Source organism: Xanthomonas euvesicatoria pv. euvesicatoria, from assembly GCF_020880415.1.
In the GTDB taxonomy this organism is placed as follows: Bacteria; Pseudomonadota; Gammaproteobacteria; order Xanthomonadales; family Xanthomonadaceae; genus Xanthomonas; species Xanthomonas euvesicatoria.
Map to the genome: position 1 here is coordinate 1 of NZ_JAJIUJ010000069.1, position 15185 is coordinate 15185.

Genomic DNA, 15185 nt, shown 5'->3' on the forward strand with positions numbered 1-15185 from the left:
GCCAGCGCGGCACCTGCACCGACCGCCGCGGTGGCCGCCATGCCCTGACGCAGAAAGGTTCTACGGTCCATCGTTGCTCCCTCGAATGATCGTGGCCCATCGTGCGCGCGTTCATGCACGACGTCTTGTGACAGCGGTCAGACACCCGTGCGGAAATCCGCACATCACGCCCAGGCAGTGAAGCCTGCCGTCGTCCGCGCCGGCGCCCTGGATGCGCCAGGCCGCCAGCGCCGCAAGCCACGCGGCCACACGGCACGCTGTCGCAGGATCTGAGGCGCAGGCAGGCGATGCTGATCTTGCTGCAACCGCTTGCCGTTGCGTGCCATTGGCCGGTGGCCCACCAATCGATGCGTCCGTGCTTCGTATTGCAGTCCATCGCACGCGGTACCCCGCTGCACAGACAGCTCGCGCATGGCATTGAATGCACACTGCCGTGCTACTGGCAGCCGCGCGTGCCGCGGTGGTCGCGCAGCACGCGCCGGCTACATTTGGATCTGCACTAACCCACTTTGACTCACCACTTCGATGGAGTTCTCCCCCGCATGCACACGATCCTGGCTGGCAGTGAGCGCCGTATCGCCCCCTCCACCATCGAGGCCGGACAACCGCCGCAGGACGAACGCATGCGCGTCCTGCTCGCGGTGCGGATGCCGGCATTGAATGCCGCTGCCGATGCGCTGCTGCACCTGCAGCCCAATACGCTACCGATTGCGCTCACGCGCGCGGAGTTCAGCGAACGCTTCGCCGCCAGTGCGACAGATCTGCAGGCCGTTGCCGACTTTGCCGCCCGCTATGGTTTGACGATGGAGCACGCGCACGCAGACAGCGGCAACGTGATCCTGGAGGGCACCGTGCAGCAATGCGAGGCCGCATTCCAGGTCAGCTTGCGCGACTATGTCGATGGTGCGATGCGCTATCGCGGACGCACCGGCCCGGTATCGATTCCACAGACCCTGGGCGGCATCGTCACCGCCGTGCTCGGGCTGGACGCACGCCCGCAGGCTCAGACGCTGCCCAGCGCGCCCGAGGCGACTGCATCCTCGCCGCCTGCGCTACAGGCCACTGCACCGGCCGGCAGTGAAGATGGTCCGATCATGCAATACACCCCGCCGCAGCTGGCGCAGCTCTACGGCTTTCCCGAGCACGACGGGCAGGGTCAATGCATCGGCATCATCGTGCTGGGCGGCGGCTATGCACGCGCGCAGATGGCCGCCTATTTCGCGCAGCTGCGCGTCCCCATGCCGACACTGGTCGATGTGCTGTTGCCCGGGGCCACCAACACCGTCAGTCGCGGCAATGCAGATGCCGATGTCGAAGCGCAGATGGATATCCAGATTGCCGGGGCAATCGCACCGGGCGCCAAACTGGTGGTGTATTTCGCGCCCAACACCGACAACGGTTTTCTGGAAGCGATCAACGCCGCCATCCACGATGCAGAGCATTCTCCCGGCGTCATTGCCATCAGCTGGGGTTTCACCGAATCGCAATGGACGCCGCAATCGCGCCAGGCCTACAACTGTGCGTTTCAGGCCGCTGCACTGATGGGCATCACCGTATGCATTGCCGCTGGCGACGATGGCGCCAGCGACGGGCAGCCAGGATTGAATGTCTGCTTTCCCGCATCCAGCCCGTTCGTGCTCGCCTGCGGCGGCACTCGGCTCCAGGTCACGGCCGACAGCGCCACCGAACAAGCCTGGGCGAACGGCGGCGGCGGAGAAAGCAGCTTCTTTGCACGCCCTGCCTGGCAGAAGTATCTGCGCATCACCGATGCACGGCACCAGTCGCGCCAGCTGGGCATGCGCGGTGTTCCCGATGTGGCGGCCAATGCCGACGCGCAGACCGGTTACTACCTGTCGATCAATGGGCAGCCGGCCGTGATGGGCGGCACCAGCGCCGCCGCGCCGTTATGGGCGGCCTTGCTGGCACGCATCTACGGCGCAAACCGCATGCAACCCCATTTCGTGTTGCCGCGCCTGTACGGTCGACCGGACGCATTCCGCGACATCGTTGCCGGCGATAACGCCGGCTTCCGTGCATCCACCGGCTGGGACGCCAATACCGGCTTGGGCGTGCCCGACGGTGCACGCCTGACGGAGGTGTTGCGACCCGATTGACCGGCGCGCACATCGTGTGAACGGCCGGGGCCATATGCGGGTTGGCGTTGAGTGCCAATGCACCGGCCGCAAGGGCACCGCTCCACTGCGCAGTCGCATGAAGGCGCTGCATTGGAAACGCGAACGGCTGTGGCGTTACAAGCAAGGTATGCGCAGCGCATCCCGACGCGAAACGACGACGGCATGGCGGCCGGACCGCACCAGGTGGCACCAGGTGGCACCAGGCGGGCCATCAAACGGGGACCCGTGCCCCTGGGGCAACGGGTCGGTGGCAGCTTTCATCCACTTCGAACTGCTTAGGTCACCACATCCAGCAAGCTCCCCAGCATCTCGTCGGAGCGCCGCAACACATTGGCATTCGCCTGGAAATCGTTGCGTGCCGATAGACCTTCGACCAGATCGCCGGCTGGCGCAGATGGATCGGCGTTGGCATTCACCACACTGGCCGCCACGCCGCCATTGGCCTGGGTCGTGGCCGCGACAGACTGACGTGGGCTGCCGTCCACTGGCTGACGGGCCACATTGCTGGCCGCCACCTGCTGGCGCAGCGCGGCGACCTGCATTCCGGAACTTGCGATGCTGCTGATGCTCATGGTGGCTCCGGCGTGGCGGTGAAGATTCGAACAAGGCTCAACCCATTGCAGACAACAGGCCGAAGGCAGCAGCGACACGGTCAGCAAGGCTCAGTAAGTCCCTACCCGCACCCGCAACACCACAGGCACATTGCCGGTTGCATCCACACGCCCGAAGTTGAGGCCGTAGTCGGTCTGGTCGCCGTTGAGCTGCCTTTCCATCTGCCAGCGCCCGTCGACATACCGTCCCTGCTCCACCCGCAACAGTTGTCCATGACGGGTATCGGCCGCGTCGCGAAAAAATCCAATGCGCGCAGCCATACCGGTCACCAGGAATTCCTCCGGCCCCAGTTGGGCCACCAGCAGCCGGCCGGCGTGGTCGTCGTTGCCGATGGGCGGCGCATCGCCCCACATGGGCGCACCGAACGACACCTTGGCCTCCCACTCGCCGAAGCGCAGCGTGCGCTGCGGTGCGCCGGGCTGCTCGGCCACCGCCTGCAGGCGGCCGTCGAAGGCGGCCTGCGCCAGGATCCGCTGCATCGGCGCCAGCAGCGTGAAGTTGGCCGCATGGGCTGCAACCGCCGCGCGGTTGGCCTCGCTGTCGGGGTTGCCATCCATGCCGAACACCGAAAAGCCGACCCCGCCCTGCCCCAGCACATGGAACAGATACGGCGCAGTGGCAGCTTCGAAGCCGGTTTCCGAGACCCAGGCCGGATTATCGGGCCGCGCGTATTGGCCGACGACCTTGGTGTATTCGGTGTAGTCGCTGGTGTATATGTCGGTACCAATGAAATCGATCGACGGCGTGGCCGCGCGCCACAACGCGAATACGTTCACCGTCGCGCCGCCGGACGGATAGTCCATGCCCGGATAGCGCTTGCCCTTGTAGCGCAGCCAGGTGTTGACGTAGAACGGCAGCGGATAGACACGCTTGCCCGCGGCGGCCACCTGTTCGATATACGCAGCGGTTGCATATGCGTTGAACGCTTCGGCAGCTTCGGCGCCGAACAGTTGCTGCCAGCTGCCCTGCGGTTTGCCGAGTGCGCGCGCAATCGCGGCTGGTACCGGTTGCGCAAACGCTGCCTCGCCTGCCGGGCCGTGATCGCGCACGGTGCCGATCGCGCCGGGCTCGTTTTCCACCTGCACCAGAATCACCGTGTGGCGGTCGCCATCCACCTTGCGCAGATGCTGCATCAACGCGGTGAACGCCCACGCATCGGCCTGCATGTTGGCGGCCACATGGGGCGACAACACATCCACCGGCTCGCCATTGGCATCGCGCATGCGCGGGTACGTCGCCTCGTCGCGCTTGATCCATTCGGGCACGTAATGCATCTGGCCGTTCTTCCAGCTACCGAACCACAGGAGCGCGACACGCAGGCCACGCTTGCGGGCGCCGGCAATCAGCGCGTCCACATTGGTCGTGTCGAAGCGGCCCTGTGCCGGCTCGAACTGCTCCCAGTACACAGGCGCTTCCACCGTATTGGCGTGCAGGGCAACCACATCGTCCAATGCCTTGGGTAATACCGCCGGCCATGCGCTGGAGTTATGCAACTGCGCGGCCAGGATGGTATACGGCGCACCATCGACAAACAGCGCGTGGCGGCCATCCTTGGTGACGAAGCGCGGCAGTTCTTCGGCGGCCGCAAGCAACGGTGCGTTGCCAGCCAGCAATGCCAGCGACCACAGCAGACCCGCCACCCGGCTGCGCCGCTGCGGCTTGAATCGAGCAGACAAACGCATCATTGCGCCTCCGATGGCAGGGAATTCCAGTGCGGCGTGGGCTCGTTGCGCAGATGGCGCACGAAGAAGTCGTACTGTCGACGTTGCACGTAATCGATCGGCCCGCTGGAGCGGCCAACCGAATGCTCGCCACCCGGCACGGTGAGCAGGTCGAATTCCTTGCCGGCCTTGATCAGGGCATCGACGACTTGTGCGGTGGACGCCGGATCCACATTGCTGTCCTGCTCGCCCACGATCAGCAGCAGGTCGCCCTGCAGCTTGCTCGCATTGACCACGCCCGAGGCTGCGACGTAGCTGGCATCCACCGGCCAGCCCATCCACTGCTCGTTCCAGCTGATCTTGTCCATGCGGTTGTCGTAGCACCCGGCGAACGCAACGCCCACCTTGTAGAACTCCGGGTGACGCTCGAGCGCTCCCAGCGTGCTCTGCCCGCCGGCCGATGCACCGTAGATGCCGACGCGGCTGATGTCGTAGGACGGGTCCTTGGCCGCCAGCGCACGATGCCAGGCAATGCGGTCGGCAAACCCTGAATCGCCCAGGTTTTTCCACGCGACATCATGAAACGCCTTGGAGCGGTTGGCGGTCCCCATGCCGTCGATCATTACCACGATGAAACCCAGATCGGCCTGCGCCTGCATGCCGATCTGCTTGTCGCCGCCGGAGTGATAACCGAACGGCCAGAACGTCTTGGGCACGAAGGAATCGTGCGGCCCCGCATAGATGTTTTCGATCACCGGATAGGTCTTGCGCGGATCGTAGTCGCGCGGACGCACCACCATGCCCCAGATATCGGTGGTGCCGTCGCGCCCCTTGGCCACGAAGGTCTCCGGCGCGCGCCAGCCGGCGGCCTGCAGCTTGTCGATCGTGCCACGCTCCACGGTGTGCAGCAGCTGGCCATCGATGGCGTGCAGCTCCATCACCGGCGGCAGGTCCGGACGCGAATAGACATCGACGTAATGCAGGCCATCATCGGCAATGGCCACGTCGTGGTCGGCATCGGCGTGGGTCAGGCGGGTCAACCGGCGGCCGTCGAAATCAACGCTGTAGAGCTGCCGGTCGTACGGGTCCTTGCCCGCATCCATCCCGCTGGCAGTGAACCAGATGCGGCGTTGCGCATCGTCCACGCGCAGCACATCGCGCACCACCCACGGCCCGCGGGTGAGCTGGCGCTTCACCTTGCCGCTGCGTCCATCGAACAGATACAGGTGCCGCCAGCCATCGCGCTCGGAGATCCACAGCACCTCATCGCCACGCGCGTCTACGTCGTGGCGAAAGCTGCGGTCGGCATACACGAAGGTGCGGGCGTCTTCGCCGACTGCCACGCGCGCGCGCCCGCTGCGTGCATCCACCGCAATCACGCGCATGCGCTGGAAGCCGCGTTGCACATAGTCGAACGCGACACTGCGCCCGTCGCTGCGCCACTGCAGCGGCGACAACGAATACGGGTTGTCGAACAACGCCGTGTCCACGTCGCGACGTGTTCCGTCCAGGGAGAACAGCACCGGCCGTTCCACATCCACCGCATCGCCCGGCTTGGGATACAACTGGGTGTGCACCACCGGTTGCCCACCGCCGGCAGGCGCGGCTTCGACGCGGGTGACACGGCGAGCCAGCCCCGGACGCACGCGATACACCGCCAGCTGCCGCGAATCCGGCGACCAGGCAACACTCTCCAGATCGAAATAGTCATCGGCACGGCCGTCACTGCTGAGCCGGGTGACCTGCCCGTCGGCGACACGGCGCAACACCAGGTTCCAACCATCGGCCAACACCTCCCACCTGGCATCCGGCGAGCGACGCGGCGTGGTGTCGGCCGGCACCAGCGGGTCGCGCACCACGCCGAAACCGCGTGGGCGTGAAGTGGCCTGCAGCCGAGCATCGGGCGCGCAGTGGTAGGTGGTCAGCGTGCAACGCCAGGGCGCATCGTCCAGTGCGAAAACAATGGCGCCATCGCTGCGTTCGCCCTCGGTTGAAAACGAAAACTGCTCGAACGGCAGACGCAGCGCCGCATAGGGCTTGCCGGTTGCCGCACTCAGGCCCTGCGCCACGCGTGCCTGATCGAAGGCCGGCTGCTTCTGCAAGGTGGCCACATCGGCACTGACAAACGCAAAGCCGCCCGGCACCGTCTTGCGGTAATAGAACCTTCCATTGTCCTGCCATTGCGCCGGCCAGGCGACATTCTCCGTCAGCGTGATCCACTGCTCGCGCAAACCCAGCGAACGTTGGTAATCGGCAACGCTGGGCGCAGCCTGCACAGCACCCGACAACACCATCATGTACCCGGCCAGCGCAGACCATCGACGCAAACCAAATGCGCGGCGGCGCGCATCACTCACCATCGTCCTCCTCCAGCGCAAGCTCGTCGCTGCGCAAACCGCTGCGTGCGCCCCAGTGATAGATGCAGAACGCGATGACCGCCACGCTCAACGTATCGAAGGGATGCGCAATCCAGCCATGTCCACCGAACGTGCCCGCCCACGACACCAGCATCACCAGCACGAAGAACACGATCAGCCACAGCGACGCGCGTACCTGCCGCACCAGGCGCGCGCGGCCCTGGCGCAAAGGCAGGCGAAATAGCACGTACAGCACGAACGCCAGCACCTGCAAGCCGAGCAACCACGACAAGGTCGGCCAGGTGGACCAGTACACGATCAACGCCGCAACCATGAACGACAGCGGCCCCATCACCGGCAGGCCACGCACGAAAAATGGGCGTGGCAAGTCCGGCGCGCTGCGGCGCAGGGCCGCCACCGTGATCGGCGCCACCGCATAGCTCAGCACCAAGGCGGCCGACACCACCCCGATCAGCGTTTCCCACGAGGGGAACGGCAGCGTCCAGAAGATCGACAACCCCAGGCTCAACCACAGTGCCGGACGCGGGATACCCGAAGCCGGGTCCACCCGCGTCAGCACCGGCAAGAACCCGCCACTGCGCGCCCAGCCGTACACCACGCGCGGCGTGGCATTCATGTAGATGTTGCCGGTGCCGCTGGGCGAGACCATCGCATCGCAGATCACCAGCGCAGCCAGCCACGCCATGCCCAAGGCCAGGGCGATGTCGTGATACGGCAGCGAGAAGGCCTTGTCGATGCACGCCCAGCCTTGCGCGAGCTGCGCGGCCGGGATGCTGCCCAGGAACGCCAGCTGCAGCAGCACGTAAATCACCGTGGACAGCGCCACCGACAGGATCAGCGCAATCGGAATATTGCGCTGCGGGTCGCGCACCTCACTGGCCACCGACACGATCGGCGTCAACCCCAGATACGCGAAGATGATGCCGCCGGCCGAGATCGCTGCTTCCACACCGGCCATGCCAGAGGGCGCGAACCCATGCACGCTCAGATTGCCGGCATCGAAGTGCTGCATCAGCAGCACGATCACCAGGATCGGCACCAGAAACTTGAAGATGCTGACGATGTTGTTGGCCAGCGCGAAGGTCTTGACGCTGAAATAGTTGAGTACGAAGAACAGCACCAGCAAGGCCAACTGCACCAGCCAACCCGCCACGCTGGGATGGGTGCTGTGCGGCTGGCTCAACCACGGGAACCACGCCGCTGCGTATTGCCGCGCCGCCTCCACTTCGATCGCGATCAGGCTGGAGAATGCGATCAAGGTGATGAAGCCGGTCAACGAACCGAGCAAGGCGCCATGCGAATACTCCGGGTAGCGCACCACTCCGCCGGCGCGCGGCAATGCCGCGCCGAGTTCGCAATACACCAGCCCAAGCAGCAGCACCGCGATACCGCCGAGTATCCACGACACGATGCCGGCCGGCCCCGCGATCGATGAGACGTGGCTGGCCGAAAACAACCACCCGGAACCGAAGATCGAACCCAGCCCGATAAAGGTCAGGTCGGTGAGGCTGAGGCGCTTGTGGAACTTGCCTTGCGTGGTCGCAGCGTGTGTGGTCATACGTCGCCCCGAAGTGTGGAAAGCGCGGTTACTGCACTTAGAGCATCACGTGCGCGCACGTGTCAGTCGCTGGCAGAGGCCTTCGCCTCTGCCGATGCCTCTGCCTGGTCATCCGGCGGGTATGGCGACACGCCGCCATCGGCGATGAAGCGGTCGATGCGCGCTTCCAGCACCGGTAATGGCACCGAACCGGTCTGCAGCACCGCATCGTGGAAGTTGCGCAGGTCGAACTTTTCGCCAAGCGCAGCTTCTGCCTTGCGGCGTAGCTCCAGTATTTTCAGCTCGCCCAGGTAATACGACAGCGCCTGCCCCGGCCAGGCGATGTAGCGGTCCACCTCGGTGGTGACTTCGTGCTCGCTGAGCGCAGTGTTGTCGCGCAGGTAGGCCTGCGCCTGCTCGCGCGTCCAGCCCTTGTGGTGGATGCCGGTATCGATCACCAGGCGGCAGGCGCGCCACATCTGGTAGGTCAGGTAACCGAAGCGGTCATAGGGCGTGTCGTACATGCCCATTTCCTGGCCCAGATACTCCGAATATAGCGCCCAACCTTCACCGTAGGCGGAGATGAAGCCGTAGCGACGGAACTCCGGCAAGCCTTGCGCCTCTGCCGCGAGCGGCATCTGCAATGCGTGGCCCGGCGAGGACTCATGCAGTGTCAGCGCGGTCAGGTTGTACAGCGGCCGCGACGGCAGGTTGTAGGTATTGACCAGATAGATGCCCGGCCCACCGCGACCGCCGGTGTAGAACGGCGCCAGCTCCGGCGGCACCGGCTCGATGGCGAAGCGACGGCGCGGCAGCCGGCCGATGTAATCGCCCACCTTGGCGTCCACGCGCTTGGCGATCCAGGCCGCCTGCTTGAGCAACTCTTCCGGCGTCTTGGCGTAGAACTGCGGGTCGGTCCGCAGGAAGTGCAGAAACGCCGGGAATACCGCCTGCCCGGCCGGCGGCTTGAAGCCGCTGGCCACGATGGTCTGGTCCATCTGCGTGCGCAGCTTGGCCACCTCCTGCAAGCCGATCTGATGGATCTGGTCAGGGCTCAAATCCAGCGTAGTGAACTCGCGAATCTGCGCACGGTAATACGCCTGGCCGTCCGGCAACGCTTCGCCGGCCAGCGTGGTGCGTGCGCGCGGCTGGTAGTCATTGCGGATGAAATCCAGCAGCTTGGCGTATGCCGGCACCACCTGTGTATCGATGGCCTTGACTGCCTGCTGGCGCAGTTGCGCCTGCACATCGGCCGGCAGCGTCGCCGGCATCTGCTTGAACGGCGCGTAGAACGGGTTGGCCTCGCCTTTGGCCTGCGCCACATCGGCGATGGACTGGTCGCGCCCGGTCATCGTGACCCGCGGCTGGGTGAAACCGCGCGCCAGCCCGGCGCGCATATTGTGGGTGTGCTCGGCGAAATAGCGCGGGATGTCGGCCAACATCTTCAGATAACGCTGGTAATCCTCGCGCGTGCGCAGCGTGGCCTCGGCGCTGAAGCCCAGATCGCTCCAGAACGCCGAGTCGCTATTGAACGGCATTTCCCAGGCGCGAAAATGCTGCTGGTCCAGCAGTACCTGCAATTGCTGCCGATACACTTGGTAGCTCACCTGATCTTCGGCCGACAACTGTGCCTGCGGGATGGCATCCAGTTCCTTCAACACCTGTTGCCAATACGCCGTGCGCTGGTTCTGCGTGGCGACATCGACCTTGGGCAGATGGTCGGCCTGTTGCTCCTGCGTGGCCTGGTTGTCTTCATCCACCGCGCCCGACGCCTGCGCCTGGCGCCAGCGCCACTCGCGTGTGTACAAGGCCTTGAAGCGTGCCGCTGCAGTGTTCTGCGTGGCCGCAGCCGCAGCCTCGGCCGCGTGCACAGGCAAGGCCAGCCCGCCCAGGCAGGCCGCAATCAACAGGGTCAATGTGCTTGCGCGTAACGCGCTGGTGGTGCTCATGGGTGTGCCTCCGGCGCCGCCTTGGCCTGCGCAATCCACTGCCGCACCCGTTGCTGCAACAGTGTCAGCGGCATCGCGCCTCCGCCCAGCACCGCATCGTGGAAGGCACGCACATCGAAGCGCTCACCGAGTTCCTTCTCGGCTTCCGCACGCAGCGCCAGGATCTGCAGCTGGCCGAGCTTGTACCCCAGCGCTTGGCCCGGCCACACGATGTAGCGATCGGTTTCAGACTGGATGCTGGGCTCGTCATCGGACGGATGTGCGTGGAAGAAATCCACCATTTGCTGGCGGTTCCAGTGCTTGTAGTGCACGCCGGTGTCGAGCACCAACCGGTTGGCGCGCAGCAATTCGCCGGACAGGCGCCCATAGTCGTTGTACGGATCTTTGAAGAAACCGATCTCCTTGCCCAGGCGCTCGGCATACAGCGCCCAACCTTCGATATAGGCGTTGTAGCCGGCCTGCTGGCGGAACGGCGGCAACGGCAATGTCTGCGCAAGCGAGATCTGCAGGTGATGCCCGGGCACGCCTTCGTGGTAGGCGGTGGTTTCGATATTGATCAACGTGCGGCTGGCGAAGTCACTGGTGTTGACCTTCACGATCGCCGGCTTGGTGCCTTCCGGATTGCTCTGCCAGTATTCGGCGCCCGGTGCGGTACGCCGGAACGCCGGCATCGCCTGCACTTCCAGCGGGGTCTTGGGCAGATGGCCGAACAACTTCGGCAGCTGCGGTTGCATCGCTGCGATGTACTGGCGGTATTGCTGCAGGATCTGGTCGCCCGAGGTGGCGAAGTGTCGCTTGTCGGTCTCCACGGCCTTGCGGAAGCTGGCCAGATCCGCAAAACCCTGCGCCTTGGCGATCTGCGTCATCTCGCCTTCGATGCGCGCCACCTCCTTCAGACCAATCTGGTGGATTTCCTCCGGCGCCATGTCGGTGGTGGTCTGGGTGTGGATGGCGTAACGATAGCGGCGCTCGCCATCGGGCAGCGACCAGACACCTTCCTGCGCGCGCCCCTGCGCGGCATATTCGTCGCGGACGAACGCGGCCAGCTTTGCGTAAGCCGGGCGCACCTGTTGGTCGATCGCGGCGAGCAGCTGTTGGCGCAGCACATCGCGTTGATCGGCCGGTACGGCGGCGTCGAGCTTTTTCAATGGCGAGGCGAACGGGCTCTGCTCCCCGGTCAAGGCCGCAATCTTGTCGATCTGCTCGGGTAGGCGCTCCAGCAGATAACGCGGCTGGGTGAGGCCCTCCTTCGCCCCCTGCCGCGACACCGCGATCACCTGGTCGATCACCGTCGGAATCGCCTGCAACCGCTTGATGTAGTCCTGGTAATCCTTGGCATTTTCGAACGGGAAGGCATCGCCGTAGCCGGCCAACGCCAACTGTATGCCGCCGATCGGTTCCAGCGGCATTGCATAGGTTTTCAGGTCGATCCCTTCCAGCTTGTCGCGCAACTGGCCCAGCATCATCTGCAGGCTGAGCTGGCGTTGCTCGTCCAGCGTCTTGGCATCCACCGCTTCGAACTGCTTGAGCAGGTCGGCCGTTGCGCTGCGCTCTGCCTGCACGGCCTCCAGCGAGTAATCGCTCCAGCGGTCGTTGTAGCGCTTGTCGCCGATGATGCTGGCGAACTCGGGGTTGTGCTGCAGTTGGTACTGCCACTGCTTGTCCAGCAGCGCATCGAAGGCCTTGGCAGCCTGCTCGCCGGTCGAGGCGGAGGCAGGTGTAGCCGCCCGCTCCGCTGCGGGCGGCGCCGGCTTGCAGGCGGTGACCAAGGCCGCGGCGAGTAGACCGATGGCAACGGGACGCAGGTGTTTCATGCATTCACTCCAAGATGCAATGGCGGCTGCAGGAGCGCGCCTGAGCGCGACGGCTTCATCGGGACTGCCCGTCGCGCCCGGGTGCGCTCCTACGCGTGCGTGAACCTGTAACGGCTCACGCAAACGGTTGATCGATCGCCACCGACGGCGGCGTGAACCACTGCGCGCCATCGTCGGTCACGTGGAAATGGTCTTCCAGGCGCACGCCGAACTGTTCCGGCACCACGATCATCGGCTCGTTGCTGGCACACATGCCCGGCTGCAACGGCAGCGCATTGCCGCGCACCAGGTAAGGCGCCTCATGAATCGCCAGGCCGCAGCCATGACCGGTGCGATGCGGCAACCCGGGCAATCGATAGTCGGGGCCGAGCCCGGCTGCCTCCAGCACCTTGCGCGCAGCCTGATCCACCGCCTCGCATGCCACGCCCGGGCGGATCGCTGCGAATGCCGCCGCCTGCGCGGCCTGCTCCAGGTCCCAGATGCGCTGCTGCGCGTCGTTGGCCGCGCCATAGATCCAGGTGCGGGTGATGTCGGAGTGGTAGCCCTGCACGGTGCAGCCGGTGTCGATCAACACCAGTTCGCCTTCGCGCAGGTGCTGGACACCCGGGATGCCGTGCGGAAACGCAGTGGCGTGGCCGTACTGCACGATGCAGAAGGTCGATCCGTTGTCGGCGCCCAGCGCGCGGTGCGCCTGGTCGATGAAGCGCACCAGTTCATCGGTCCCGATGCCCTCGTGTGCGATACCGGCCGCCAGCCGCTGCACCAGCAAGGTCATATCGCAAGCCTGCTGCATCAATGCCAGCTCGGCCGGCGACTTGCACATGCGGCAGCCATCGATGATCGCGCCGGCATCACGAATGGCCTTGCCCAGATGCGCACGCAGACCGGTATGCACGGCGAACGCAATGCCCGGGTCCAGCGCCAGGGCATGCGCATGGCGCTCGTCCATGGCCTGTACCACCAGTGCGTACGGGTCGTCGTGCTCTTCCCACAGGTATTTGGTCACCGGGATCTTCAGCACCGCATCCAGCGAGCCTTCCTCGAACATCGGGCAGATCAGCACCGGCTCGCCATCCAGCGTCAGCAGCAGGGCCACCAGACGCTCGCTCGCCCCCCACGGCCCGCCGGTGAAATAGCGCAGCGACGTGCCGGCACCGATCAACAGCGCATCCACGCCATGCGCGCGCATGAGGGTGCGCGCACGCTCGATGCGGCGCTCGTATTCGTCCGTGGCGATCGGCGCGGCGCATTGTGTCCACGGCGTCAGTTGCGCACGCGCTTGCGCAAGCGACAGCCCGCCGATCTGGCTGCTCATGCGCCGGCTCCAAGATCGGCCGTGCTCCATTGCCCATCGACCAGACGTGCCACGCCGCCCGGATTGCGCTGGCGCAGTTCGGCAGGCAGCAGTGCATCGGGCACCGCGTCGTAGCTGTGCAAGGCGGCAAAACGGCGGATGGCGCCGGGCATGCCCACCGCCGTGAAGCCCGGATGCCCGGTGCTCGGGAACGGGCCGCCGTGGTTCTGCGCCGCGCTCACGGCCACGCCGGTCGGCATCTTGCTGTTGATCAACCGCCCCACCCGCGCGCGCAATACCGGGGCAATGGTCTGCCACGCCGCATCGTCGCTGCCGTCGGCCGCGCGGTACAACGTGCCGGTCAGGTTGCCTTCGAACGCGGCAGCCACCTGTGCCATCTGCGCCACATCGGCTGCGCGCACCAGCAGGCTCACCGGGCCGAAGGCTTCGGCCTGCAGGGCGTGCGGGTTGGCCAGAAAGGCTTGCGCATCCACGCTCAACAAGGTCGGCGCATAACGGTAGCCATCCTCGCCGGTGTGTCCGCCGGCCAGCATGCTGGCGCCGGCGGCACGCAGGCTCGCCACACCGCGTTGCACGCCTTCTACACCGGCGGCGGAGAACAGCACCATCGGCATGGCCGCTTCGAAATGCGCCTTGGTGGCCGCAATGAACGCCTCGCCAGCCGCGCCATGCGGCACCACCACCACACCGGGGTTGGTGCAGAACTGCCCGCTACCCAGCGTGCAGGAGGCGAAGAATTCCTGCGCAAGCGCGTCGCCGCGTTCGGCCAGCGCGCCCGGCAACAGGAAGACCGGGTTGACGCTGGAAAGCTCGGCATAAAACGGCACGCCCGCCGCGTCTGCGGCCGCCTTCAGTGCCAGCCCACCGGCACGGCTGCCAGTGAAACCGATCGCGCCCAGCCGCGCATCGCCCGCCAAGCGCAGGCCGACGGCAGTGTCGAAGTGATACAGCAGTTGCACCGCCGCCGCAGGCAGACCGGCCCCAACCAAGGCCTGATGCGCGAGCTGCGCCATGCGCTGGCTGGTGGCCGGATGCAACGGATGCGCCTTGGCAATGACCGGGTTGCGCGCGGCAATCGCCGAGGCGAAATCGCTGCCGGCAATTGCATTGAACGCGAACGGAAAGTTGTTCGGGCCGAACACCAGCACCGGTTTGCCCAGTGGCGCCAGGTGCGAACGCAGGTCTGCCGCGCTGTCGATGATGGGCTGGGTCCAGCTGTAGCTGCGCACGGCCTGTGCGGCCTGCCGCAGTTGGCCGCTGGTGCGCGGCAGTTCGTTACCGCGCAAGCGTGTGGGCGCCGGTAACGCCGTCTCGGCATGCGCCAGCGCGACCAGGGTCTCGGCATCGGCATCCAGCGCGTCGGCATAGCCTTCCAGAAAGGCCGCGATCCGCTCGACCGGTGCGGCCGCCAACGCCGCCGCCACTGACTGCGCCGCAACCACGGCCGCTTCCACATCGTCCGCACCACTGACCGGAAAGTACGGCCCGATCGGCTCGCCGGTGGCCGGGTCGGCAGCGCGGAAACTGCCGGTGGCGGCGCGGCTGGCTTGCCATTGCCCTGCCAGCAGGATCTCGGCTGCGGCCGCGGGAATGGAGTGGTTCGTCTCGTTCATTGCGGCACCTTCGGTGACAGGGAGGCAGGACCTGCGCTCGGTGCGCTGGCGGCAGACCAAAAAGACGATGAGGATGCAGCACTGGATGCCACATCCGCATCGGCCAACGCATCGCGGCGCGCGCAGGCAGGGCGCGTGCTACGAATCGGCACAACTGGCACCTGGCGCTCA

At 65.8% G+C, this 15185-nt stretch carries 9 protein-coding genes; 1 reads left to right on the forward strand and 8 read right to left on the reverse strand.

All coding sequences use genetic code 11. The features are described 5' to 3' along the window. Window positions 1-542 precede the first annotated feature (542 nt). Window positions 543-2114 (forward strand): S53 family peptidase, encoded by a 1572-nt coding sequence (locus LN450_RS11475; protein WP_011347858.1) that lies wholly within the window; start codon window positions 543-545, stop codon window positions 2112-2114. A 296-nt stretch (window positions 2115-2410) separates the two neighbouring features. On the opposite strand, the gene LN450_RS11480 is transcribed toward LN450_RS11475, so the two are convergent. From LN450_RS11480 to LN450_RS11515, 8 genes are all read right to left on the reverse strand, one after another. Next, window positions 2411-2707 carry a flagellar basal body rod protein FlgC gene (locus LN450_RS11480; RefSeq protein WP_011347859.1) on the reverse strand — a complete coding sequence of 99 codons (297 nt, stop codon included), beginning with the start codon at window positions 2705-2707 and terminating at the stop codon, window positions 2411-2413. 90 nt (window positions 2708-2797) lie between these two features. Further along, window positions 2798-4429 carry a DUF5597 domain-containing protein gene (locus tag LN450_RS11485; protein ID WP_074038774.1) on the reverse strand — a complete coding sequence of 544 codons (1632 nt, stop codon included), beginning with the start codon at window positions 4427-4429 and terminating at the stop codon, window positions 2798-2800. Continuing rightward, entirely contained in the window at window positions 4429-6768 is a 2340-nt protein-coding gene (locus LN450_RS11490; protein ID WP_039417372.1) for a S9 family peptidase, read from the reverse strand. The genes LN450_RS11485 and LN450_RS11490 overlap by 1 nt, the downstream gene beginning before the upstream one ends. Beyond that, complete coding sequence (locus LN450_RS11495; protein ID WP_011347863.1) at window positions 6758-8344, reverse strand: APC family permease; 1587 nt, start codon at window positions 8342-8344, stop codon at window positions 6758-6760. Before LN450_RS11495 ends, LN450_RS11490 begins: the two co-directional genes overlap by 11 nt. Window positions 8345-8406: 62 nt before the next feature. Next, window positions 8407-10272 (reverse strand): DUF885 domain-containing protein, encoded by a 1866-nt coding sequence (locus LN450_RS11500; protein WP_011347864.1) that lies wholly within the window; start codon window positions 10270-10272, stop codon window positions 8407-8409. Then, window positions 10269-12086: a DUF885 domain-containing protein gene (locus LN450_RS11505; RefSeq protein ID WP_011347865.1), complete on the reverse strand. Its 1818-nt coding sequence runs from the start codon at window positions 12084-12086 to the stop codon at window positions 10269-10271. The genes LN450_RS11500 and LN450_RS11505 overlap by 4 nt, the downstream gene beginning before the upstream one ends. A gap of 115 nt (window positions 12087-12201) precedes the next feature. Continuing rightward, the gene (locus tag LN450_RS11510; protein WP_011347866.1) at window positions 12202-13401 is read right to left on the reverse strand and encodes a M24 family metallopeptidase; all 1200 of its coding nucleotides are present in this window, start codon (window positions 13399-13401) and stop codon (window positions 12202-12204) included. Then, a complete protein-coding gene (locus LN450_RS11515) occupies window positions 13398-15014 on the reverse strand; it encodes an aldehyde dehydrogenase family protein (protein ID WP_011347867.1) in 1617 nt (538 codons plus the stop codon). Before LN450_RS11515 ends, LN450_RS11510 begins: the two co-directional genes overlap by 4 nt. Window positions 15015-15185: the final 171 nt, after the last annotated feature.

Bases quoted from the DNA above. Each gene is read 5' to 3' on its own strand.
- LN450_RS11500 (WP_011347864.1), bottom strand. From the start codon at position 10,272: ATGAGCACCACCAGCGCGTTACGCGCAAGCACATTGACCCTGTTGATT.
- LN450_RS11505 (WP_011347865.1), bottom strand. From the start codon at position 12,086: ATGAAACACCTGCGTCCCGTTGCCATCGGTCTACTCGCCGCGGCCTTG.
- LN450_RS11495 (WP_011347863.1), bottom strand. From the start codon at position 8,344: ATGACCACACACGCTGCGACCACGCAAGGCAAGTTCCACAAGCGCCTC.
- LN450_RS11490 (WP_039417372.1), bottom strand. From the start codon at position 6,768: ATGGTGAGTGATGCGCGCCGCCGCGCATTTGGTTTGCGTCGATGGTCT.
- LN450_RS11485 (WP_074038774.1), bottom strand. From the start codon at position 4,429: ATGCGTTTGTCTGCTCGATTCAAGCCGCAGCGGCGCAGCCGGGTGGCG.
- LN450_RS11475 (WP_011347858.1), top strand. From the start codon at position 543: ATGCACACGATCCTGGCTGGCAGTGAGCGCCGTATCGCCCCCTCCACC.
- LN450_RS11515 (WP_011347867.1), bottom strand. From the start codon at position 15,014: ATGAACGAGACGAACCACTCCATTCCCGCGGCCGCAGCCGAGATCCTG.
- LN450_RS11510 (WP_011347866.1), bottom strand. From the start codon at position 13,401: ATGAGCAGCCAGATCGGCGGGCTGTCGCTTGCGCAAGCGCGTGCGCAA.
- LN450_RS11480 (WP_011347859.1), bottom strand. From the start codon at position 2,707: ATGAGCATCAGCAGCATCGCAAGTTCCGGAATGCAGGTCGCCGCGCTG.